The organism is Rathayibacter sp. AY1F3 (genome assembly GCF_002931975.1).
Lineage (GTDB): Bacteria > Actinomycetota > Actinomycetes > Actinomycetales > Microbacteriaceae > Rathayibacter.
The window spans coordinates 57096-78516 of sequence record NZ_PSVF01000007.1; the positions used below are offsets into that span (position 1 = coordinate 57096).

Below are 21421 nucleotides of genomic sequence, written 5' to 3' on the forward strand. Positions count from 1 at the left end.
GAGCCACCTATAGTGAGGTAGCGTGCGCCGAGGCACTGGCCAGAGTTGTTCGCTTGAACAGCGGCGACGTGGAATACGGCGTCGTAAGCGCCGCACACCGCTCCGAGGGGGCGAATGCGGCCGTCATTGATCCGCACAGTAATCCTGCCGCTGCTGCGGTAGATTGCGACGCGGTTTTCGTCTCGGTTCTGTTGAGCATGATTGTACAGAATGCGATGTCACAGGCGAGGCTGGGGTCGGCGACCACGGGATAGGATGCGCCCGTGTGATGCACTCTCTGCACCAGCGTGCCGCCGTCGATCGAGAAACTGGTCCTGACAGGAGCGCCGGTGGAATCTGAGGCCCAGGCCGGATTTATGAAGTTGACGGTCCGTCCGTGTGAATCCTTCACCGCAACCGAGTGGTCGATGAACTCAAGGATGGCGGGTTCTCCATCCACGGTCACGTCGAATCTGTAATCAGATGGTGCTGCCTGGTCCTTGATGAGAGCAAAGCCCGCATTGAGAACATGGCCTGCCCCTGTGAACGCGTAATCGTAGGAGTCGCTCATGTTGTAGACGAGCGCGCCTGAAGGCCCGACGCTCGCCGATCGGACAGCGGTTCCTGGAGTGATGCCGACGCTGTGGTTCCTGTATTCGACCGTGAGGCCGGACTTCGTCGAGAGGGAGCCGCTCGGCTCCAGGTGCTCTGATTCGGAGCTTAGTCGAGCGGCGCGTTCACTGGAGGCGGCGATAGGCGTGAGCAAGCCGAAAGATTGCATTGTCGATTCTGCTGTTCGGGTCGCTGTGACGACTCCCGGATTGGCCGTCGCAGGTGTCGCGACCAATGAAGTGAAAGCAAGTACGGTGCCCATGAGCAGCGCTCGAACCGATCTTCTGGTGCCTGGCAAGAACATCTCCTTCTCTCAACGTCATCTTTGACACCAGTCACAATTGCAGGGTTATCGGAGGTCATCAATGATCGGGCGGGTTCCAGAAGTCCGATGGCGCGTTCGGAGGACCATTCGCCGAATGGTGTCCTTGGCGGGTCGCGCACGTCGAGTCCCGCGCGGCGGAGGACGCCCGGCTCAGTGCCGGTGGTCGTCCACCCAGCGCGGGAAGGGGTCCGCGTACTCCGCCCAGGCGGCGGGGCCGGCCAGCAGCTCCTCGGGGGTGAGCAGGCAGCTCTGCAGGACGGCGGTCAGCCTCCCGGTGTCCAGGCCCGTCCCGAAGAAGGCGAGCTCCTGGCCGAGAGGCGCGTCCTCGTCCCAGCTGAGCAGGCTGGTCGGGTCCAGCGTCAGCACGTCGCCGGCGACCGACCACGAGCCGACCCGGTCGGCGCGCGTCGCCAGGCGCACCAGGCCGCGGGAGCGGAGGATGCGGCCCACCTTCTCCGCCACCAGCTCCCCGTGGACCGCCGTGCTCAGGCGGCCGGGGTGGAAGGGCAGCGGATCGCGGAACACGAACTCCTCGACGGTCGTGCCCGAGGCGCGGCGCCGCGAGGTCCCGTTGAGGGCGCACTGCCAGCCCATCGAGGAGGCGATCGCGTGCGCGCGCCGGGGGTGGAGCCTCCGTGGCGCCGCCGGGAGCTCACCGGCGGGGAGGAGATCGGCGGTGGGGGCGAGTGCTCGCAGGAGGTCGCGGACGAGTGCGGTCCGCTCGGGGTCGCTCTCGGAGAGGGGCTCGGCGAGGGCGATGAGGCTCGAGAACTCCAGGCGGGCGGCGAGGCGCTCCGCCGAGTCGAAGGAGGGGCCCGCGCCGCCGCAGAGCACGCGCAGGATCTCCTCCGTCGACGTCACGGCGACCACGTCGAGGATCGCGATGCGGGTGTCGGCGGGATGCCGCTGCGCGCAGAGGTGCTCGAGCACGAGTCCGATCTCGAGCGGGTCGGCCTGGCCATCGAGGGCGACGACCGTGTGACCGCGGTGGCCGTCGTCGGCGTCGGCCGCGAGGCGCCGGTGGAGCTCCTCGGCGAGAGCGGGACCGTCGGCGCTGGGCGGATCGACCTTGAAGGCGATCCGGGACTCGGGCCTGCCGGCGAGGAGCGCGGCGGTCCGCCCGGCGTCCCGGGGGTCGGTCGCGCTGACGAGGGTGACGGCGAGGACGGGGGGTGCGGGGTGGTGGGGCTCCATGGACCGCTACTCTATCGATAACAGTTCTCATTAACGACAGGAGCATCCGTGAAGGTCCGCAACTCCCTCAGGTCGATGAAGGCGCAGCCCGGCTCGCAGGTGGTCCGCCGCCGGGGCCGCGTCTTCGTGATCAACAAGCTGAACCCGCGCTTCAAGGCCCGTCAGGGCTGAGCGCCGACGGGAGGGTGCGAGCCCTCCCGTCGCGCACGGCCTCAGTGCTCGTCGTAGTGGCCGGCGTGAGCGGCGTGCTTGTGGCCGTCGTGGACGAAGTCCACGTGGTCGTCGTGCTGCACGGTCTCGTGGCCGCAGGCGTCGCCGTGCTCGTGGTCGGCGGTCGAGTGCTCGGCCTCCGACTCGTGCTCGTCGTAGTGGTCGCCGTGCAGGGCGTGGTGGTGCGTGCCGTGGACGTAGTCGACGTGGTCCTCGTGCTGCACGGCCGGGTGGCCGCAGCCCTCGCCGTGCTCGTGCTCGGTGACGGGGTGCTCGGCGTGGAGATCGGTGGTGCTCATGGTGCTGCCTTTCCGGATGCGGGGGCCGCGGACGCGACGGGCTCCAGTCGACCAGATCCATAAACGCATTGCAATGGATGCGCCTAATCGAGAGCGATCATCGTTCCCGACAGGGACGGAGGTCACCCCTCCAGGGCGTGCCGGACAGCGTCGTCGACGATGTGCGTGACGTGGGTGTCGGCGACGGAGTAGTGCGCCTCGCGGCCCACGCGCTCGACCGCGACCAGCCCGGCGGTGCGGAGCATCCGCAGGTGCTGCGAGACCAGCGGCTGCGAGAGCCCGGTCACCTCGGCCAGCCGCCCGACCGTCGACGTCTCCTCGGCGAGGGCCCGGAGCAGGCGCAGCCGGGAGGAGGAGGACAGCACCTTGAAGAGCTCGGCGGCGGGTTCGAGGTCCTCGGTCATCTGCTCATGTAAGCAGAGGTGCATGCGCCGTGTCCGCGCGGCGCCCCGCGCGCCTCCGGCTACCCTCGGTGCGATGGACGAGGACAGGTACGGGCAGGACGTGCTCGCCGGCGACTGGCGCGCCCGCGGCAGGGTCGAGGTGGCGGTGGTCGAGGCCGAGCGCGATCTGGTGGTCGAGGAGGTCGCCTCCGGCTTCGTGGGCGCCGTGCTCGGCGTGGAGCTGCGGATGGTGCGGCTGGAGGACCGGTTCGGCAAGGTCCGCGTGTTCCCGCTGGGGCCCGGGTTCCTCCTCGAGGGGAAGCCCGTGTCGCTGAAGGCGCCCGGGCTGAAGCGCGACGCCGGCCTCGGTCGCGCGCGCTCCGCCTCCGGCTCCTTCCACGTCGCCGACGCGAAGGCGCGGGTCGCCCTGCCCAGCCGCATCTACGTCGAGGGCCGGCACGACGCCGAGCTGGTCGAGAAGGTCTGGGGCCACGACCTGCGGGTCGAGGGCGTCGTCGTCGAGTACATCGAGGGCGTCGACAACCTCGACGAGCTGGTGCGAGAGTTCCGGCCCGGTCCGGGGCGCCGCATCGGCGTGCTCGTCGACCACCTGGTGCGCGGCTCGAAGGAGTCGCGGATCGCCGAGCAAGTCGCCTCCGGTCCGCACGGCGCCCACGTCCTCGTCGTCGGCCACCCCTACATCGACGTCTGGCAGGCCGTGAAGCCCGGCCGGATCGGCCTGGAGCGCTGGCCCGAGATCCCTCGCGGAACCGAGTGGAAGCACGGGATCTGCGAGGCGCTCGGCTGGCCGCACGAGGAGCAGGCCGACATCGCGCGCGCCTGGCAGCGCATCCTCGGCCGGGTGCGGACCTTCCAGGACCTGGAGCCGGCGCTGCTGGGTCGGGTCGAGCAGCTCATCGACTTCGTGACGGAGCCCGCATGACCCGGCACGCGGGGCTCGGCCTCGCCCTCGACGCCGTGCTCGTCCTGGTCTTCGTGCTGATCGGCCGCGGGAGCCACGACGAGGGGTCGGCGCTGATCGGCCTGCTCACCACGCTCTGGCCGTTCCTGGCGGCGCTCCTGCTCGGCTGGGTCGTCACGCGCTCGTGGCGCTCCCCGGACCGGATCGTGCCCGCCGGGCTCGTCGTCTGGGCGGTGACCGTCGCGGGCGGGATGCTCCTGCGGATCGCCTCCGGGCAGGGCGTGCAGTGGAGCTTCGTGATCGTGACGGCCGTCGTGCTGGCCGTGTTCCTCCTCGGCCGCCGCGCTCTGACGCGGCTGATCGCCCGCCGGCGCTAGGCGGACCGCCGGCTCAGCCCACCCGCACCCCGAAGTGCTCCGCGAACAGCGGCAGCAGCAGGCTGAGCTGCAGCTCGGAGAGGGTGGCGCCGCGGAGGCCGTCCAGCCCGGTGAGCACGTGCAGCTCGGCGCCGCGCAGATCGAGGTGCTCGATCCGGGCCCGGGAGAGATCGAGGGAGCGGACGTCGCAGTCGACCAGGCGCAGCCGCGTGCCGGTCGCACCCGCCAGGTCGAGCTCGTCGATCGTGCAGCGCTCGAGCAGCACGTCGCGCACCGCGGCGCCGCGGAGGTTCAGGTAGCCGAGCTTGCAGTCGGCCACGCGCACCTGCTCCCAGGTGCTCTCGTAGAGCTCGGCCGAGCCCAGCCGCGAGGCGAGCAGCTCGACGGATCGGAGCCGGCTCCGCGGCGCCGAGAGCCCGGGGACGTCCAGCCGCTCGAGCCGCGACTCCGCGATCGACGCGGCCCGCAGCTGGGCGCCGTCCAGGACCACTCCCTCCAGCGCGCACTCGCTGAAGGAGGCCGCGGTGAGATCGGCGCCGGTGAGGTCGGTGCCGGCGAAGCGCAGTCCTTCGGCGTGCTCCCGGGCGCCCGTGTCCCCGGCGTACCCCTCGGCGAGGCCGTCGAGGAGGAGGGGGTCGAGCCGGGGAGGAGCGGTCGCGTCGCGCACGCGGCGAGCCTAGTGCTGGCACCATGGCGGCATGCCCCGCCTGCTCGCCGTGTGCCGCGTCGCCCGCCTCCTGCCCGACTCCGGCACGGTCGGCGTGACCGCGATCGACAAGCGGCCGGTCGAGGGTCCCGTCGGAGTGCGCGACCTGGGCCTCTACGGCGACGTGCAGGCCGATCGCGCGCACCACGGCGGCCTCGACAAGGCGCTCTACGCCTACTCCGACGAGGACGCGCTCTGGTGGGCGGAGCGCCTGGGGCGGCCGGTGGCCGCGGGGATGCTCGGCGAGAACCTGCGGATCGCGGGCCTCGACGTGAGCGGAGCCGTGATCGGCGAGCGCTGGCGGATCGGCGAGGCGGTCGAGGTCGAGGTGACGATGCCGCGGACGCCGTGCGCGACGTTCCAACGGGCCCTCGGAGAGCCCCAGTGGGTGAAGCGCTTCGCCGACGAGGGGCGCACCGGCGCGTACCTGCGGGTGCTGCACCGCGGATCGGTGGAGGCGGGCGACGCCGTCGAGGTCCTGAGCCGGCCCGGGCACGGCGTCCCGGTCGACCGCTGGTACCGCGAGCACAGCCTGGCGGACGCGCAGGCGCTCCTCGAGGCGGAGGAGGCGGGCGCGCTCCGGCCGGCTCCGGCGCTGCGGGCGTCGATCGAGCGGGCGCTCGCCTGACCCGGTCTACTCCCCGCGCGCCTCGCGCTTGAGGCGGCGCTTGACCGCTCGCTCCGTGAGCACCGTCAGGTAGTCCTGCACGGGCCGGTCCTGCAGGTCCGCGAGCTCCTCGCGCACGAGCGGCGCGACCTGCTCCTCGGAGTGGTCGGGGAACTTCTTGCGCACGTTCGCGGTCACGTCGCGCACCACCTGGTCGAGATCGAAGTCGGTCGTCATGCGGAGATCCTGGCCCCTCCAGGTGAACAGGAGGGGCGCGGAGCCCACGGCCCCGCGCCCCTCCTCCGTGCCGATGGTCAGCTCGCGGCGACGGCGATCTCGTTCGGCGTGACGTCGAGCTCGCCCGTGGCGACGACCTCTCCCGTGGTGAGGTCGACGGCGTGGATGCTGTCGGCGGCCGGGTCGGTCACGTAGGCGATGTCCCCGGCGACCGTGATCGCGGGGTGCGGGTCCTGCCACTCGACCGGGCTCTCCCAGGCGTCGACGACGGGGTAGGAGGCGGTCAGCTCGCCGGTCTCGGGGTCGAGGACGTGGATCGCGCCGTCCGAGGCGATCATGTACGCCAGGTCGTCGGGGCCGCGGGCGACGCCGCGGAAGGTGTACTCGACGCCCTCGGGCAGGTCGACGACGTCGAGGGACTTCGCCTCGGTGTCGATCAGCGCCACGCGGTGCAGGAGGTAGCCCTCGGCGTCGCGGTCGTCCTTGTAGTCGCCGACGATGATCGGGCTGGTCTCGCTGACCCAGGCGTTGCCCATGCGGCCGTACGGCTGGTCCGGAGCCTCGAGCTTCGTGATCTCGCCGCCGTCGTAGACCAGGGCGCCGTTCTCGCAGCCGAAGACGACGACCTCGTTCTCGGCCGTGCCCTCTCCGTGGACACCGGGGCACTGGTCGTTCGTGGCCGTCACGGCGCCGGAGGCGTCGCGCACCTCGATGCCGTTGCGCCCGTCGGCATCACCGACCGTGGTGAGGAAGGTGCCGTCCTCGAGGACGATCGAGACGCCGTGGTGCGCCTCGACTCCCGGGATGGTCTCGGTCTCGGGCATCCCGTCCGAGGACGCCAGGTCGGCGGTCTCGAGGACGGTCGTGTCGCTCGTGCCGTCGGCGTAGAGGACGGTCTTCCCGGCGTGCCGGACGACGTGGCCCGGGGTGTCCGCGGGGAAGACGATGTCCGTCAGCTCCGGCTCGCCGCCGGTGCCGGCGGCGGTGTCGAGGAGCTGGAACCCCTCGCTCATGGTGACCATGACGTGGCGGTCGTCGCCGGCGGGGTTGAGGCGGGTGAACTCCTCGGAGTCCATGTCCGCGACGGTCTCGAGGGTCTCGCCGTCGAGGACGAGGATGCCGCCCTCGTAGGCGACGGCGACGCGGGCGCCGGCGGCCGCCGCGGCCTCGGTGGCCGGCGCGGTGGACGCGGAGGACTCGGCGGCCGGGGTCGAGCTCGACGAGCAGGCGGCGAGGACCGTGATCGAGCAGGCGGCGATCAGGCCGAGGCCCGCCCGCCGGACGTGGGGATTCTGCATGGGTGCTTCTTCTTCCTGGTGGTGGATCGGAGGGCTCACGGGGAGAGCCCGGTGGCGATGCGCTGCGTGTTGACGCGCATCATGGCGAGGTAGTCGGGAGCGCCGCCCTCGGGCCCCGTCAGGGACTCCGTGAACAGCTCGACCACCTCCACGCGGATGTCGGCCTCGCTCGCCAGCGCCTGGACCAGGCGGTCGGGAGACGAGGACTCCGCGAAGATCGTGGGGACGCCGGTCTGCTCGACCGCGTCGACGAGATCGGCGAGGTCGGAGGCGGACGGCGCCGCGAGGGTCGTGCCTCCCGGGATGACGGCGCCGACGACGTCGAAGTCGAAGCGGTCGGCGAGGTACCCGAAGACGTGGTGGTTGGTGACGAGGGCGCGGCGCTCGGCGGGGATCGCGGCGAACGCCGCGGCCATCTCGGAGTCGAGCCGCTCGAGCTCGGCGCGGTAGCCGGCCGTCCGGTCCCGGACGGCGGCCGGATCGACGCCGTCGAGCGCGGCGAGCGCGGGCCCGAGGGAGTCGACGACGTCGATCATCCGGCCGGGGTCCGTCCAGAAGTGCGAGTCCGGGCTCCCCTCCGCGTCGCCCTCGCTGTAGTCGAGGACGTCGACGGCGTCGCCGGCGACGAACGCGGGGACGTCCTCAGCGGAGGCCTCGTCGAGGTGCTGCTGCAGGCCCTCCTCGAGTCCGAGCCCGTTCGAGACGACGAGGTCGGCGGAGCGCAGGCGCGCCGCCTCCTGCGCCGAGATCTCGAACGAGTGCGGGTCGGCGTCGGGCTTCATCAGCGTGACGACCTGCGCCTCGTCGCCGACGAGCTCGCCCACGACGTCGCCGAGGATGTTGGTGGAGACGATGACGAGGGGCCTCTCGTCCTCCTCCGCCAACGTGCAGCCCGACAGGAGCAGGACCGCCGCGGCGGACGCGAGGGCCCAGCGGCGCCTCATCGGCCCGTCTCCGCCGTGAAGGCCGGCTCGGTGGCGGTCTCGAAGGTGCGGGCGAGGCGCGCGCCGTCCGCGTAGTCGATCTCGTGCAGCTTCCGCTCGGCGGGCGCGCTGAGGTAGGCCCGCTGCTGGTCGGCGATCAGGACGGGCCGCGAGCCGTCCGCGGTCGTGTCCGCGACGAGGGGCGCGGTCTCGGCGAGGACCGCACCGTCGGAGCCGTCGAGAACCAGCACGCGGCCGTCGGCGGCGAGGGCGAGGACGGTCTCGTCCGCGTCGTCCACCGCGGTGACCTGCGCCAGCGGGGCGGGAGAGGGGAGGAGGCTCCAGGAGCGCTCCCGGGTGTCGAGGAGCCAGATGCCCGCGTCCCCGGCGAGGCCGGCGACCGTGGGGCGGCCCTCGCGGTTGTCGAAGGAGGCGGCGGGTGGCGCGGTGGTGCCGGCGGGGTAGGGGATCCGCTCGACGACGAGCTCCTCGTCCTCGATCGACGCCAGGAGTGCGCCGTCGGAGCAGCCGATGACGGCGCCGACGCGGGTGGTGATCGTCCCGGCGGGGTCGGGGCAGGCCTCGCGGAGGCCCGTCGGCTCGCCGTCCGAGTCGTAGCCGGCGACGGCCGCTCCGGATCCGGACCCCTCGGTCACCAGTGCGGACGAGCCGACGGGCACGACCATCCCGGGTCCGGGCTCGACGGCCTTCCGGAACCGCTCGACGATCGCGCCCTTCGACAGCGCCTCGGTGTCGAGGAGGACCGCCTCGCCGGAGTCGGGGAAGAAGAGTCCGGTTCCGCCGGTGGTCGAGAGGTTCGTCGTGGCGACGACGGCCGTCCCGGAGCCCTCGACCGTGCCGATCAGGCGGGTGTCCGCGCGGTAGTAGTGGAAGTGGTCCACGTGGTCCCAGGTCCACACGCCGCTGTCGACGATCTCGACGCCCGCATCGGTCTGGGCGAAGAGGTAGCGGCCGTCGGTCGTCATCGCGCTCGGTGCGCCGATGGTGCCGAGGCCGGTGACCGTCTCGTCGAGGAGGTCGAGGTGCGACACGGCGCCCGACGGGTCGATCGACGTCAGCCCCAGGCGCGGCTCGGCGAGCTCGGCGGCGTTCGCGACGGCGCCGTGGCCGGAGCCCGTGTCGTCCGCGGCCGGCGCGGAGGCATCGGTCGAGCAGGCGGCCAGGCCCAGCGCGAGAGCGCCCAGGAGGACGGTGGAGGCGGTGGTTCGGGAGTGCACGGAGTCCTTTCGAGGGTGAGCGGGGGAGGAGCGGTGCCGGCAGGGCCTCATGCGGCGACCGGCTGAGGGCCCGACCGGGACGCGAGGGCCGACGCGGCCGAGCGGACCGCCCAGGACACCGCGGCGACCGCGATGGCCGTGCCGGCGACCGAGGCGCCCGCGGCCGTGGCCGCGTGCCAGGAGACGAGCAGGCCGACGAGCACGGAGGCCGCGCCGAGGATCGACGCGAGCAGCATCCGGGTCGGGATGCGGGTGGTCCAGTGCCCGGCGGCCACCGCGGGAGCCAGAAGGAGCCCGACGACGAGGAGCGAGCCGACCGCCTGGTAGGAGGCGACGACGGCGAGGGTCACCAGGCCGACCAGCGCGGCCTGAGCCGAGCGCGGACCGAGGCCGAGCACCGCGGCGATGCGCGGATCCAGCGCCAGGGCGACGAGCGGGCGGTGGAAGGCCGCTGCGACGAGGAGGCCGACTCCGGCGGCGGCGGCGAGCAGCCCGATGTCGACGGGAGTGATCGCGAGGATGTCGCCGAAGAGGATCGAGGTCGCGTCCGTGGCGAAGCTGCCCGAGTGCGAGATCACGATGACCCCCAGCGCCAGCATGGCGACGAAGAGCAGGCCGATGCTGGTGTCGTAGGACAGTCGTCCGCGCCGCTGCAGGGCCGCGATGCCGAGGCTCATCAGCACCGCGCTGGCTGCGCCGCCCACGAGGACGGGCGCGCCGAGCACCGTCGCGAGGGCGACGCCGGGGAGCATCCCGTGGGCGAGCGCCTCGCCGAGGAAGGCCATCCCGCGGAGGACCACCCAGGTGCCGACGACGCCGCAGAGGACCGCGACGAGGACGCCGCCGAGGAGGGCGCGCTGGAGGAAGTCGAGAGCGAACGGCTCGAGGATTCCGGCGAGGAGGCTGGGCATGGTGCCCGACCGTACACGATAATGAGAACAGTTATCACTCCTGTACGCTCGTCGGGATGGACGTCTCACCCCTGCCCGAGCCCCCGGTCCGCCTCCGAGGCGCTCACGTCGACTTCGGCTCCCGCCGCGCTCTCGCGGGGGTCGATCTCGACGTCGCCGCGCGCTCGCTCACCGTGATCGCCGGGCCGAACGGCGCCGGCAAGTCGACGCTCCTGGAGGTGATCGCGGGAGTGCGTCCACTGACGTCCGGGTCGCGGGACGTCACCGGAGCGATCGCCTTCGTGCCGCAGCGGGCGTCGATCCCGGACCGCCTCCCGGTGACGGTGCGCGACGTGGTCGCGGTGGGCACCTGGGGCCGGCTCGGCCGCCTCCGCCGCAGCGACGCGCGCGCGGCGGACGCGATCGCCACCGCGCTCGAGCGGATGGAGATCGCCGCGCTCGCCCGGGAGCCCTTCGCGGTGCTCTCCGGCGGTCAGCGGCAGCGGGCGCTCCTCGCCCAGGGGCTCGCCCGCGGGGCCGGCCTGCTGCTCCTGGACGAGCCCACCACCGGCCTCGACTCGGCGAGCGCGGAGCGGATCCGGTCGGTCCTGCGTGCGGAGGCGGACCGCGGCGCGACCGTGGTCTGCGTCTCGCACGACCCCTCCGTGCTGGCCGATGCCGACCGCGTCGTCGGACTCGTCGACGGGGCCCTCGCTCCGGCGGACCGATCCGTCACCCGCGGCCCGTGAGGCGGGGGCGCACGGGCCGTCCGTGACGGATCGCACCTGAGCGACGGGCCGCGGGCTGGGAGGATGGGGGGATGACCTCGACGCTGCTCGACCGGATGCCGACGCCCGACGCGGACGGGCGCGTCGACGACGACGCGGTCTACCTGGCCTTCACCGAGTGGGCGGAGTCGAGCGGCCTCCCGCTCTACCCGGCGCAGGACGAGTCCATGCTCGAGATCGCCTCCGGCTCCAACCTGATCCTCTCGACGCCCACCGGCACCGGGAAGTCGCTCGTCGCGATCGGCGCGCACGCCGCGGCGCTCGCCTCCGGACGCCGCAGCTTCTACACGGCGCCGATCAAGGCGCTCGTCTCCGAGAAGTTCTTCGCGCTGGTCGACGTCTTCGGCGCCTCCAACGTCGGGATGGTCACCGGCGACTCCTCGGTGAACGCCGAAGCGCCGATCATCTGCTGCACGGCCGAGATCCTCGCGAACCTCGCGCTCCGGCACGGCGAGGACACCCCGGTCGACCAGGTCGTGATGGACGAGTTCCACTTCTACGCGGACCCGGCGCGCGGCTGGGCGTGGCAGGTGCCGCTGCTCACCCTCCCGCACGTGCAGTTCGTGCTGATGTCGGCCACCCTCGGCGACGTGACGGCGCTCGCCGCCGACCTCAGCCGCCGTACGGGCCGGGAGACCGCCCGGGTCACCGGCGTGGAGCGCCCGGTGCCGCTGCACTACTTCTACGAGATCGCGCCGATCCACGACTCCATCGAGGAGCTGCTCTCGACGAACCAGTCGCCGGTCTACGTCGTGCACTTCTCGCAGGCGGCCGCTCTCGAGCGTGCGCAGGCGCTCACCAGCGCGAACATCGCCACCCGCGAGCACCGCGACCGCATCGCCGAGGTGATCGGCGGCTTCCGCTTCACCACCGCGTTCGGCAAGACCCTCTCCCGGCTGCTCCGGCTGGGGATCGGCGTGCACCACGCGGGCATGCTGCCGAAGTACCGCCGCCTGGTCGAGCAGCTCGCCCAGCAGGGCATGCTGCGCGTGATCTGCGGCACGGACACCCTCGGCGTCGGCATCAACGTCCCCATCCGCACCGTGCTGCTCACCGCGCTGACCAAGTACGACGGCACCCGGACCCGCCAGCTCTCGGCCCGCGAGTTCCACCAGATCGCCGGCCGCGCCGGCCGCGCCGGGTACGACACCGCCGGGACCGTGGTCGTGCAGGCCCCCGAGCACGAGTCCGAGAACCGGAAGGCTCTCGACAAGATGGGCGACGACCCGAAGAAGCGGAGGAAGTGGGTCGCCAAGCGCGCGCCGCAGGGCTTCGTCAGCTGGGGGGAGCCGAGCTTCCGCAAGCTCGTCGACGCGGAGCCCGAGACGCTGACCTCGCACATGACGATCACCTCGGCGATGCTGCTGAACGTGATCGCCCGCGGCGGCGACGCCTACGCGAACGTGCACGCCCTGATCTTCGACAACCACGAGCCGTGGAAGCGGCAGCTGCAGCTGGCCCGCCGGGCGCTCGGCATCTACCGGACGCTGCGGGAGGCGGGAGTGGTCGAGCAGAGCGTCGGCGCCGACGGCGTGACCCGCATCCGCCTGACCGTCGACCTGCAGCCGAACTTCGCGCTCAACCAGCCGCTCTCGCCGTTCGCGCTGGCCGTGTTCGACGTTCTCGACCCGGAGTCGCCGAGCTTCGCGCTCGACGTGATCTCGGTGCTCGAGGCGACCCTCGACGACCCGCGCCCGATCCTGGGGGCCCAGCAGTTCCAGGCCCGCGGCGAGGCCGTCGCCGCGATGAAGGCCGAGGGGATCGAGTACGAGGAGCGGATGGAGCTGCTCGAGTCCGTCACGCACCCCAAGCCGCTCGAGGAGCTCCTCGAGGCGACCTTCGAGACCTACACCGCCGCGCAGCCGTGGGTGAAGGACTTCGAGCTCTCGCCGAAGTCGGTCGTGCGCGACATGTACGAGCGGGCGATGTCCTTCGGCGAGTACACCGCGTTCTACAAGCTCTCCCGCTCGGAGGGACTGGTGCTGCGCTACCTGTCCGACGCGTTCCGCGCGGCCCGGCAGACCATCCCCGACGAGCTGAAGAACGAGGAGCTGCACGACCTGATCGAGTGGCTGGGCGAGCTCGTGCGCCAGGTCGACTCCTCGCTGGTCGACGAGTGGGAGGAGCTGGTCAATCCGGCGCTCCACGCGGCGGACCAGGCGATCGTGCCGCCCGCTCCGCGCCGCCTCACCGCGAACCACCGCGCCTTCCGCGTGCTGGTGCGCAACGAGATGTTCCGCCGGGTGACCCTCGCCGCCCTCGACGACCACGAGGCGCTCGGCGAGCTCGACGCCGCCGCCGGCTTCGACGCCGACGCGTGGGGCGCCGCGCTGGACGACTACTACGACGAGCACGACAGCATCGGCATCGGGCCCGACGCCCGGGGGCCGAAGATGCTGCTCGTCACGGAGGAGCCGACGCAGTGGCTCGTGCGGCAGATCCTCGACGATCCGGCCGGCGACCACGACTGGGGGATCTCGGCGACCGTCGACCTCGCCGAGTCGGACGAGCAGGGTGCGGCCGTCGTCCGCGTCACCTCGGTCGGCCGCCTGGACTGATCAGCGGCCGCGCTTCTCCCGGCGCTGCATCTCGGCGGCGATGTCCGCCTCGGTGATCTCCTTGCGGGCGGGACCCCAGATCGACGCGGCCTGGCCGACGACGCCGATCCCGATCCCGATCATCGGCCAGATCGGCCAGAAGTAGCCGTCGGCCCCTGTGCCGACCCAGACGGCGGTCGTGATCGCCGAGACGCTCGCCCATCCGCCGACCGATCCCAGGAAGTCGCGGCGCCGCTTGACCTCGCGCACGGCGAGCGCGCGCTCGGCGTCCTCGACGCGGGCGGTCTCCACCTCCTCGCCGGAGGCGGCCGCCGGGACGACCTCCGCGGACCGGTCTCGCCGGGCGGACGGATCCGGAGTTCCCCACTCGTTCGTCATGCGGCCAGCCTACGCACGGGCCGTCGGCAGCGGTACGCGGGCTTCAGGCGGCGGTACGCGGGCTCAGGGGGCGGCCGCCTGCTCCGGCTGGCAGTGCGGGCACCACCAGGTGCGGCGCTGCTCGGGGTCGTCGCGGACCTCGTCGCGGACGAGCACCGTCGTGCCGCAGCGCAGGCACGGGCGCCCGGCGCGCCCCGCGACCCAGTGCCGCTCGCCGCGGCGGGTGTCACCGGTGGTTGTCTGGAACATCCCCGGGATCGTGACGGAGGCGCGGAGGCCTCTCGCCGCGGTCGCCACGAGGGCGCGGACGTCGAGGGAGCCGATCGGCCGCCAGGGCCAGACCCCGCGGAGGAAGCAGACCTCGTTGGCCCAGAGGTTGCCGAGACCCGCGAGGCAGCGCTGGTCGAGGAGTGCGGCGACGACGGGCCGGTCCGGGAGGCGGGAGAGGCGCCGGACGGCCTCGTCGGCGTCCCAGTCCGCGCGGAGCGGGTCGGGCCCGAGGTGCCCGACGGCGCGCGGCTCGTCGCGGGTGGCGAGGAGCTCGACGACCGGGAGGTCGATGCCCCACACGGTCGAGCCGTCGTCGAGGCGGAGGCGGACACGGACGTCCTTCTGCACCGAGCGGGGGACCGCTCGGCCTGGAGCGGTCACGCTCCAGGAGCCCTGCATCCGCAGGTGGGTGTGCAGGGTCGTTCCGCCGGAGAAGCGGGTGAGGAGGTGCTTGCCGTGGGTGTCGTGCTCGAGGATCCTCAGCCCGGCGAGGGAGTCGCCGGCCGCGTCCCCGGAGCGCAGCTCGCCCTCGAGGACGGTGCGGCCGTCCGCCGCCCGCCTGAGGCGGGCGGCGAGACGGTGCACACTGTCTCCCTCGGGCATCCCCGAACTCTAGGAGCCGGAGCTCGCCGAGATCAGGGGTCGCGCGGGATCAGGCGCCGCGGTACGCCTGCTTGTAGACGCGCTCGGTGCCGTCGGGCGCGGTGACCTCGATGGTCGCCGTGCCGGCCTTGATGGGCTTGAAGACGGTCACGGTCTTCACCGTGAACGACTGGCCGGGCTTGACCGTCTTCTTCGTCTTGCTGCCGTACGCCGTCGTGATCTCGATCGAGACCGTCTCGTCGCCGTTGTTCACCGCCGACACCGTCAGCGTCCGCACGACGGCGAGGCGCCTTGTGGAGGCGGTGGTCGCGACGTCGATGACCGTGACGGGCTCGGGCTCCGGGTCCGTCTGGGTCTCGGGCAGGTCGAGGCCGACGACGACCGGGTCGTGGTCGCTGGAGCGGTACGCCGAGGTGTCGTAGAAGATCGTCGCGTTGTAGTCGTAGCGGCTGTACTCCAGTGCCACGGACTCGCCGCTGTTGATGTTCCAGGTGTCGACCCCGGTGACCGTCCTGTCGGCCGCGGGCGAGGCGAAGACGTGGTCCAGCGAGCCGACCGCGCCGTCGAACGAGTACGAGTACTTGCCGTCCTTCGCACCCTGGTCGATGTAGCCGGCGTCGGTGATCACCTTCACCGGGTCCTCCTTCGAGTAGGCGTTGAAGTCGCCCAGCAGGTAGACGAGCTCGGTGGCCTTCTCGGTGCGGAGGCGGTCGGCGAAGGCGACGAGGGCGGTCGCCTGCTTCACGCGCGAGGCGTTCGAGGCGCCCTGGCCGTCGCCCTGGTCGGCGTCGGCGCCGGATCCGGAGCCCTTCGACTTGAAGTGGTTCACGATCGCGACGAACTCGCTGGCGCTGTCGCCGAGGAGGCGGAACTCCTGGGCGAGGGGCTTGCGGGCGTTCGAGAAGTTCACCGTGTCGTTGAGCACGACGGACTCGCCGACCGGCTCGATGACGGCCTTCTTGTAGATGAAGGCGGTGCGGATGACGTCCTCGTCCGCGAGCGCGGGGAGCGCTGCGGGGGAGGGTACGTAGGCCCAGACCTCGGAGCCGGCCGCCGTGTTCAGCGCGGCGGTCAGGGTGGCGAGGGCCTCGTCGCGCGGCTTGCCGAACTTGGCCGAGTTCTCGATCTCCTCGAGCGAGACGACGCCCGCGCCGAGGGTGTTGATCGCGGTCACGATCTTGGCCTGCTGGCGCTCGAGGTCATCGGCGTTCGCCGCTCCGCGGGCGTCGCAGCCGCTGTTGACCGTGACGGGGTCGCCGTCGCGGTCGGTGTAGAAGGTGCAGCCGGTGATCGAGTCGCCGGTGGTGGAGAAGTAGTTGAGCACGTTGAAGGACGCGATCGAGAGGTCGCCGCCGACGGCCTCGGGCTTCGCGGTCCGGGTGTTCGCGAAGGTCGCGGGCTGCACGTCGCCGGCGTTCTCGACGGTCAGCTGCGTGGTGGGCTGGAAGGCCCAGCCGCCGTTGCGGTAGTCGAGGACGACGGGGCGGGTGAAGGTCGCCGGAGCACCCACGCGGATCGGCGCGGTGGTGGTGAGGTAGGGCAGCGGGATCGCCTTGTTCGCGGCGGCGCCGAGGAAGTTGATCGAGGCGCCGTCGTCGAGGGTGATCGCGCGGGCGGCGTTGTCGGCGACGACGGCCGCGAGCTCCGGCGAGCCGGGGCGGGCGACCTCGGTCGGCGTGAGCAGCGGGGACGTGCCGGCGGCGAGGCCGACCGAGCCGAAGCTGTTCAGGTCGAAGGTGTCGGTGACCGTGTAGGCGCCCTGCGGAGCGATCAGCATGCTCTCGAGCACCTCGCGTTCGGCGGCGGTGCGGGGGAGCGCGACAGCGGCCGGGACCGGCGCTGCGGCGGCGCCGTCGAGCTTCACGACGGTCGCGGCCGAGGTCGGGGTGAGCTCGGTCAGGCCGTTGTACTCGCTCACCTCGCCGGTGATGCGCAGGTGGTCGCCGATCGCGACCGACCCGACGGAGGCGGAGGGGAAGACGAAGACGGCGTCGGAGGCCGTGCGCGAGCTCTCGCCGCCGGTGCCGGGGGTCTGGATGACGTAGCCGTTGTAGCCGCCGGACGGGTAGCGCGCGGTGACGACGCCGGAGGTGGTGACGGTGCTGCCGACGAGCGGCGACGCGTCGCCGGTGCCCTGGATCTCCGCGATGGAGACGGCCGGGATCTCGGCCGGAGGGGTCGTCGGGGGAGTGGTCGGCGGGGTCGTCGTCGGCGGCGTCGTGGGCTCGGGCTCGGATCCTCCGCCCGCGGCCTGCGGGGTCGGTGCGCCGAGCGCGAAGTCGGCCGAGTTGACGTCGGTGTCGCCGGTGGCGGTGTCCGCGCGGGCGATCGTCTGAGTGAGGGAGGGCACCGTGGCGACGGACGACTCGAAGGTGTTCGAGGTGCCGTAGCCGACGAGGTCGATCACCGCGTCCGGCTGGGCGGCGGCGCCGGTGGGCGGCGCCACGAGCGCCGAGGTCCCGTCGACGAGGAAGAGGGTGCCGCCCGCGGCGGCCATGTTGAGGCCGTTCGCGCTCTGGTCGGGCGTCGGCAGGGCCGCGCCGTTGGTGCCGTTGCTGGCGCCGGCGAGCAGGAAGTGGCCGCCGGCGGGCACCGAGCCGGTGAGCGGCACGGTCGTGGTGGGGTTCGCGGTGCCGGTCGCCGAGCGGTACTGGATCGAGAGGCCGCCGAGGGCGATCTCGGCGGCGGTGGGGTTGTAGAGCTCCACGTAGCGGTTGCTGAACGCGGCACCGGCGGAGCCTCCGCGGGCGAAGACCTCGCTGATGACGAGCTCGTCGCCCGAGGGCACGGCCGCGGCGGAGGTCGCGACCAGCGGAGCGGCCGCCAGGGCCAGTCCGGTCAGGGCCGCCAGGCCGAGCCCGCGCCTCCGGCGGCGGTCGGGCGGGGTGGGAGAGTCGGGCATGGTGGTCCTCTCGATCGCCGCTCGGAAGAGCGGTCGCAGCGTCGTCGCCGCGCGGCGCGGCCAGCGCACCCCCGGAAGGGGCACGCATGGTCACGCTATGCAGTGCGGGTGCCCGGCCTGTGAACCGGACGTTTCATGAACGTAAACTCATCCACCGACATCGGGGCGCGCGGGTGCCGCTCGCGGCGCGTTCGCGGCTTCGCGGGCCACACTCGTCGGATGATCTCCTTCGAGCTGGCCCGTGCCCTGCGCACGGCGGGCGTGCGCTGGACGCCCCGCACCGGTGACCGCTTCCGCATCGAGCGGGAGGGCTTCGACGGCGACGTCTTCACCGTCAGCGACATGACCATCGAGGCGCACGAGTACCCGAGCGGGACCGTCCTCGGCTTCAACGGCACCACGGAATGGGCGCTCGACTCCGTCTCCCTGGAGGACTCGCTCTGGCTGCCGCGGGAGGACCAGCTGCGCGAGCTCCTCCGCGGGACCTTCCGCTCCCTCCGTCGCCTCGCCGAGCCGGAGACGCGGTTCGCCGTCGAGGTCGAGCTCGGCGGCCGGGCGCGGACCTTCGAGGACGCGGCGGCCGAGAACGCCTACGCGGAGGCGCTGCTCGCGCTGGTCAGCTCGGTCGCGGTCGACCTCGACGACGTGGACGAGCTGGACGCGGCCGACGAGCCCGACCGGGCGGCCGAGCGGGCCTGAGGCTCCGTCCGACCCCGACCCGCCGCATCCGGCGGGGCTAGGACGCCGCCTTCTCCGCCGCCGCGGTCTTCTTCGGGGTCCGCTTCTTCGCAGGCGCGTCGGCGCCCTTCTCCGTGTCGGCCTTCTTCGCCGCGGGCTTCTTCTTCGCGGCGGTCGTCGCCGGAGCCTTCGCCGCCTTCTTCGGGGCGGGCTTCGTCGCGGCCTTCTTCTCGGCGGGAGCCTCCTCCGCCAGCGCGTCCTTCGCCCCGCGGCTGCGCTCGACCGAGCGCTTGAGCGCCTCCATCAGGTCGAGCACCTCGCCGCCGCCGCCCTCCTCCTCCGGCGCCTCGCCGAAGGTCGCGGCGGTGTCGAGGGCGTCGCCCTGCTCGATCTTGGCGTCGATCAGCGTGCGCAGCTCCTCCTGGTACGCGTCGTGGAACTTCGCGGCGTCGAAGTCCTCGGAGTAGGAGTCGACCAGGTGCGCCGACATCTCGAGCTCGCGCGCCGCGATCCGAGTGGTGCCCTCCAGCGACGGGAACTCGACCTCCCGCACCTCGTCCGCCCAGAGCAGGGTCTGCAGCATCAGGAGCTTGCCGCGCACGCGCAGCGCGGCGAGGCGGGTCTTCTGCCGCAGCGCGAACTCGACGATCGCGGTGCGGTCCGTCTGCTCGAGGGTGCGGCGCAGCAGGACGTAGGCCTTGGGGGAGGAGGAGTCGGGCTCCAGGATGTAGGCGCGGTCGAACATGATCGGGTCGACCTGCTCGCTGGGCACGAACTGCACGACGTCGATCTCACGGTCGCGCTCCTCCGGCAGCGCCTTGAGCTCGTCCTTGGACAGGACCACGGTGCGCTCGCCGTCGTCGTAGGCCTTGTCGATGTGGTCGAAGGTGACGACCTCGCCGCAGATCTCGCACTTGCGCTGATACCGGATCCGTCCGCCGTCCTTGTCGTGGACCTGGTGCAGCGGGATGTCGTGGTCCTCGGTCGCGCTGTAGATCTTCACCGGCACGTTGACCAGGCCGAAGGTGATCGCGCCCTTCCAGATGGCTCGCATGCGCCCAGTGAACACCGTGTCCCCCGGCCGCCGGAAGCCCTGTCGGGCGTGAGGGAGCCCCCGACCGTCGAAGGGACCCGCCGCAGCGGGCGGTCTCGACGGTCCGGGGTCCCCTCAGGGCGGAACGACGGAGCCGCCCGGTCGTCGCGCGGAGCGACGCCCGGACGGCTCCGGGGCGGTGGCTGCTAGCCGCGCTCGGCGCTCCGGCGGCGCAGCGCGGCGAGCAGGAGCCCGCCGACGCCGCCCGCGATCAGCAGTCCGCCGAGGCCCAGCGGCAGGCCGATGTCGGCTCCCGTCGAGGCCAGGGGCGGGCGGCCGCCGGGGTGCGGCGCCACGGCGGTCGGCGTGCTGCTCGGGGTGGGAGCGGCCGTCGGCGCGGTGGTGGGCGCGGTCGTTGGGGCGACGGTCGGCTGCGCGGTCGGAGCGACGGTCGGCTCGGCGGTCGGGGCCACGGTGGGCTCCGGCGTCGGGGTCGGCGTGGTCGGGTCCTTCTCGGCGTCGATCGCGGAGGTGTCCGCGGCGAACGAGGCGGTCACGAAGGCGATGGCCTTCGACGTGATGCCGAGCGCCTCCTGGTTGATGTTGTCGATGTCGTCGGCGGCGGAGTGGTAGTTCGGGTCGTGCGTGATGCCGGCGGTGCCGCCGAACAGCGCGACCTCCTCCTCCGTCTTGACGTCGTCGGCGCCGGTGAAGACGCCCGAGGACGGGATGCCGACCGAGATGAAGCCGTCGTAGTCGCTGCGGCCGTCGAACGCGGTGTCGATCCAGGGCTGGTCGATCGAGTCGAAGTAATCGGTGAACGCCTTCTCGGTCGCGATCGAGCCGGCGGGCACGTCCACGGGGGCCTCGTAGGTGGACTGGTCCGCGTCGTAGACGGAGATCACGTAGTTCGGCGAGGCGACCATGTCGAAGTTCATGTAGGTCGCGATCTTCGAGGCGTCCTCCTCCGTCAGGGAGTCGACGTAGGTGTAGGAGCCGACCAGGCCCACCTCCTCGGCGCCCCACCAGGCGAAGCGGACCGCGTTGGTCGTGTCGCCCGCGGCGGCCAGCTGCACGGCCGTCTCGAGCAGCGTCGCGGATCCGGAGCCGTTGTCGTTGATGCCGGGGCCGGCGGGCACGCTGTCGAGGTGCGCGCCGAGCATGACCACGTTGTCGTGGTCGCCGCCCGGGGTCTCCGTGACGATGTTGAAGGTCTCCACCTCGGTCGTCGTCTGGTCGATGAGGACCGAGACGCTCGCGGGGAATGACGCCAGCAGCGCCTGACCCTCGGCCTGCGTGACGCCGACGCCGGGGACGGCGGCCTCGTCCTGTCCGCCGAACGTCCCGTTGAGGGCGTCGCTCGGCGCGTTGTCGTAGATGATGATCGCGGCGGCGCCGGCGGCACCGGCGGCGACCGACTTCTCGAGGAAGCTGCAGGAGCCGCGGCTGACGAGCGCGACCTTCCCGGTGGCGTCGAGGCCGGTCCAGGCATCCGTGGTGCAGCCGAGCGGATCGACGGGGGCGATGAGCTCGCCTGTCACGCCGCCCTCGGGCGTCGACGGAGTGAACTCCATCGGGGTGCCGACGGCGCCGGTCCCGGTGGTCAGCGTGAACGCGTCGATCGTCTGCGTCGCGGTGGTGAACTCCTGGCGCTGCGTCGTGTAGCCGGCGTCCGCGAGGACCTTCTCGACGTACGCGCCGCTCAGCTCGTAGCCCGGGGTGCCGATCGCGCGGGTGCCGCCGTTGGCGTCCGCGATCGCCTGGAGCGCCTCCAGGTGGGTCATGATGCCGTCGACCGTGACGGTGTCGGCGAAGTCGACCGGCTCGACGGCGCTCGCCGTCGGCGCGAAGGCGAAGCCGGCGACGAGGGCGCCCGCTCCGATCATCGCGCTCGAGCCGATCAGCGAGCGGCGTCGGCGGCCGCTCGGGGTGTTCGTGGTGGTTCGCGCCACTGGGGCTCCCTCTCCTCGAGAACGGGCCGCCGCGTCGGCGGCCCCGACGCGCACCTCCC

General features: G+C 72.4%; 22 protein-coding genes. 7 read left to right on the plus strand and 15 right to left on the minus strand.

The features are described 5' to 3' along the window. Nucleotides 1-7: 7 nt before the first annotated feature. Both C5C39_RS17185 and C5C39_RS06300 read right to left on the minus strand, forming a co-directional pair. Nucleotides 8-760, minus strand: coding sequence for a hypothetical protein (locus C5C39_RS17185; protein ID WP_181136334.1), 753 nt, complete (start codon nt 758-760; stop codon nt 8-10). A gap of 306 nt (nt 761-1066) precedes the next feature. Beyond that, entirely contained in the window at nt 1067-2110 is a 1044-nt protein-coding gene (locus C5C39_RS06300) for a GTP-binding protein (RefSeq protein ID WP_104352917.1), read from the minus strand. Nucleotides 2111-2158: 48 nt separating this feature from the next. On the opposite strand from C5C39_RS06300, the gene ykgO reads away from it, so the two are divergent. Beyond that, nucleotides 2159-2281, plus strand: coding sequence for a type B 50S ribosomal protein L36 (gene ykgO / locus C5C39_RS06305; protein ID WP_104226896.1), 123 nt, complete (start codon nt 2159-2161; stop codon nt 2279-2281). 41 nt (nt 2282-2322) lie between these two features. On the opposite strand, the gene C5C39_RS17825 is transcribed toward ykgO, so the two are convergent. Continuing rightward, nucleotides 2323-2619: a hypothetical protein gene (locus C5C39_RS17825; protein WP_104222233.1), complete on the minus strand. Its 297-nt coding sequence runs from the start codon at nt 2617-2619 to the stop codon at nt 2323-2325. A gap of 122 nt (nt 2620-2741) precedes the next feature. Continuing rightward, nucleotides 2742-3023, minus strand: a complete 282-nt coding sequence (locus C5C39_RS06315) for a helix-turn-helix transcriptional regulator (protein ID WP_104222235.1) — start codon at nt 3021-3023, stop codon at nt 2742-2744. A gap of 73 nt (nt 3024-3096) precedes the next feature. Between C5C39_RS06315 and C5C39_RS06320 the strand changes: the two genes are divergently transcribed. Beyond that, nucleotides 3097-3945, plus strand: coding sequence for a DUF3097 domain-containing protein (locus C5C39_RS06320; protein WP_104352918.1), 849 nt, complete (start codon nt 3097-3099; stop codon nt 3943-3945). After that, the gene (locus C5C39_RS06325; protein ID WP_104233715.1) at nt 3942-4301 is read left to right on the plus strand and encodes a DUF3054 domain-containing protein; all 360 of its coding nucleotides are present in this window, start codon (nt 3942-3944) and stop codon (nt 4299-4301) included. Before C5C39_RS06320 ends, C5C39_RS06325 begins: the two co-directional genes overlap by 4 nt. A 13-nt stretch (nt 4302-4314) precedes the next feature. On the opposite strand, the gene C5C39_RS06330 is transcribed toward C5C39_RS06325, so the two are convergent. Then, complete coding sequence (locus C5C39_RS06330) at nt 4315-4968, minus strand: pentapeptide repeat-containing protein (RefSeq protein WP_104237705.1); 654 nt, start codon at nt 4966-4968, stop codon at nt 4315-4317. A gap of 31 nt (nt 4969-4999) precedes the next feature. On the opposite strand from C5C39_RS06330, the gene C5C39_RS06335 reads away from it, so the two are divergent. Then, entirely contained in the window at nt 5000-5635 is a 636-nt protein-coding gene (locus C5C39_RS06335; protein ID WP_104352919.1) for an MOSC domain-containing protein, read from the plus strand. Nucleotides 5636-5641: 6 nt separating this feature from the next. Here the strand turns inward: C5C39_RS06335 and C5C39_RS06340 are convergent, their stop codons facing one another. From C5C39_RS06340 to aztB, 5 genes are all read right to left on the minus strand, one after another. Further along, entirely contained in the window at nt 5642-5851 is a 210-nt protein-coding gene (locus tag C5C39_RS06340) for a three-helix bundle dimerization domain-containing protein (RefSeq protein ID WP_104262881.1), read from the minus strand. A gap of 77 nt (nt 5852-5928) precedes the next feature. After that, the gene (aztD, locus tag C5C39_RS06345; RefSeq protein WP_104352920.1) at nt 5929-7149 is read right to left on the minus strand and encodes a zinc metallochaperone AztD; all 1221 of its coding nucleotides are present in this window, start codon (nt 7147-7149) and stop codon (nt 5929-5931) included. A 35-nt stretch (nt 7150-7184) separates the two neighbouring features. Continuing rightward, nucleotides 7185-8093: a zinc ABC transporter substrate-binding protein AztC gene (aztC, locus tag C5C39_RS06350; RefSeq protein ID WP_104352921.1), complete on the minus strand. Its 909-nt coding sequence runs from the start codon at nt 8091-8093 to the stop codon at nt 7185-7187. Beyond that, a complete protein-coding gene (locus C5C39_RS06355; protein ID WP_104352922.1) occupies nt 8090-9310 on the minus strand; it encodes an ABC transporter in 1221 nt (406 codons plus the stop codon). The genes aztC and C5C39_RS06355 overlap by 4 nt, the downstream gene beginning before the upstream one ends. Nucleotides 9311-9357: 47 nt before the next feature. Beyond that, complete coding sequence (aztB, locus tag C5C39_RS06360) at nt 9358-10221, minus strand: zinc ABC transporter permease AztB (protein WP_104283876.1); 864 nt, start codon at nt 10219-10221, stop codon at nt 9358-9360. Between the two features lie 56 nt (nt 10222-10277). On the opposite strand from aztB, the gene aztA reads away from it, so the two are divergent. Both aztA and C5C39_RS06370 read left to right on the plus strand, forming a co-directional pair. Further along, nucleotides 10278-10949, plus strand: a complete 672-nt coding sequence (aztA, locus tag C5C39_RS06365) for a zinc ABC transporter ATP-binding protein AztA (protein WP_104352923.1) — start codon at nt 10278-10280, stop codon at nt 10947-10949. 71 nt (nt 10950-11020) lie between these two features. Next, on the plus strand, nt 11021-13546 hold the full coding sequence (locus C5C39_RS06370; protein ID WP_104352924.1) for an RNA helicase: 2526 nt from the start codon (nt 11021-11023) through the stop codon (nt 13544-13546). Here the strand turns inward: C5C39_RS06370 and C5C39_RS06375 are convergent, their stop codons facing one another. The 3 genes from C5C39_RS06375 to C5C39_RS06385 all read right to left on the minus strand — a co-directional run bounded on the left by C5C39_RS06375 (nt 13547) and on the right by C5C39_RS06385 (nt 17699). Beyond that, entirely contained in the window at nt 13547-13924 is a 378-nt protein-coding gene (locus C5C39_RS06375; RefSeq protein ID WP_104222259.1) for a 2TM domain-containing protein, read from the minus strand. Nucleotides 13925-13987: 63 nt separating this feature from the next. Continuing rightward, nucleotides 13988-14797 (minus strand): DNA-formamidopyrimidine glycosylase family protein, encoded by an 810-nt coding sequence (locus tag C5C39_RS06380; RefSeq protein WP_104352925.1) that lies wholly within the window; start codon nt 14795-14797, stop codon nt 13988-13990. 49 nt (nt 14798-14846) lie between these two features. Then, the gene (locus C5C39_RS06385; RefSeq protein ID WP_104352926.1) at nt 14847-17699 is read right to left on the minus strand and encodes an ExeM/NucH family extracellular endonuclease; all 2853 of its coding nucleotides are present in this window, start codon (nt 17697-17699) and stop codon (nt 14847-14849) included. A gap of 219 nt (nt 17700-17918) precedes the next feature. Between C5C39_RS06385 and C5C39_RS06390 the strand changes: the two genes are divergently transcribed. Then, nucleotides 17919-18398, plus strand: coding sequence for a pilus assembly protein CpaE (locus tag C5C39_RS06390; RefSeq protein ID WP_244229602.1), 480 nt, complete (start codon nt 17919-17921; stop codon nt 18396-18398). A gap of 37 nt (nt 18399-18435) precedes the next feature. Here the strand turns inward: C5C39_RS06390 and C5C39_RS06395 are convergent, their stop codons facing one another. Then, nucleotides 18436-19431, minus strand: a complete 996-nt coding sequence (locus C5C39_RS06395) for a Ku protein (protein ID WP_104352927.1) — start codon at nt 19429-19431, stop codon at nt 18436-18438. Between the two features lie 185 nt (nt 19432-19616). Next, complete coding sequence (locus tag C5C39_RS06400; RefSeq protein ID WP_104352928.1) at nt 19617-21362, minus strand: M28 family peptidase; 1746 nt, start codon at nt 21360-21362, stop codon at nt 19617-19619. Nucleotides 21363-21421: the final 59 nt, after the last annotated feature.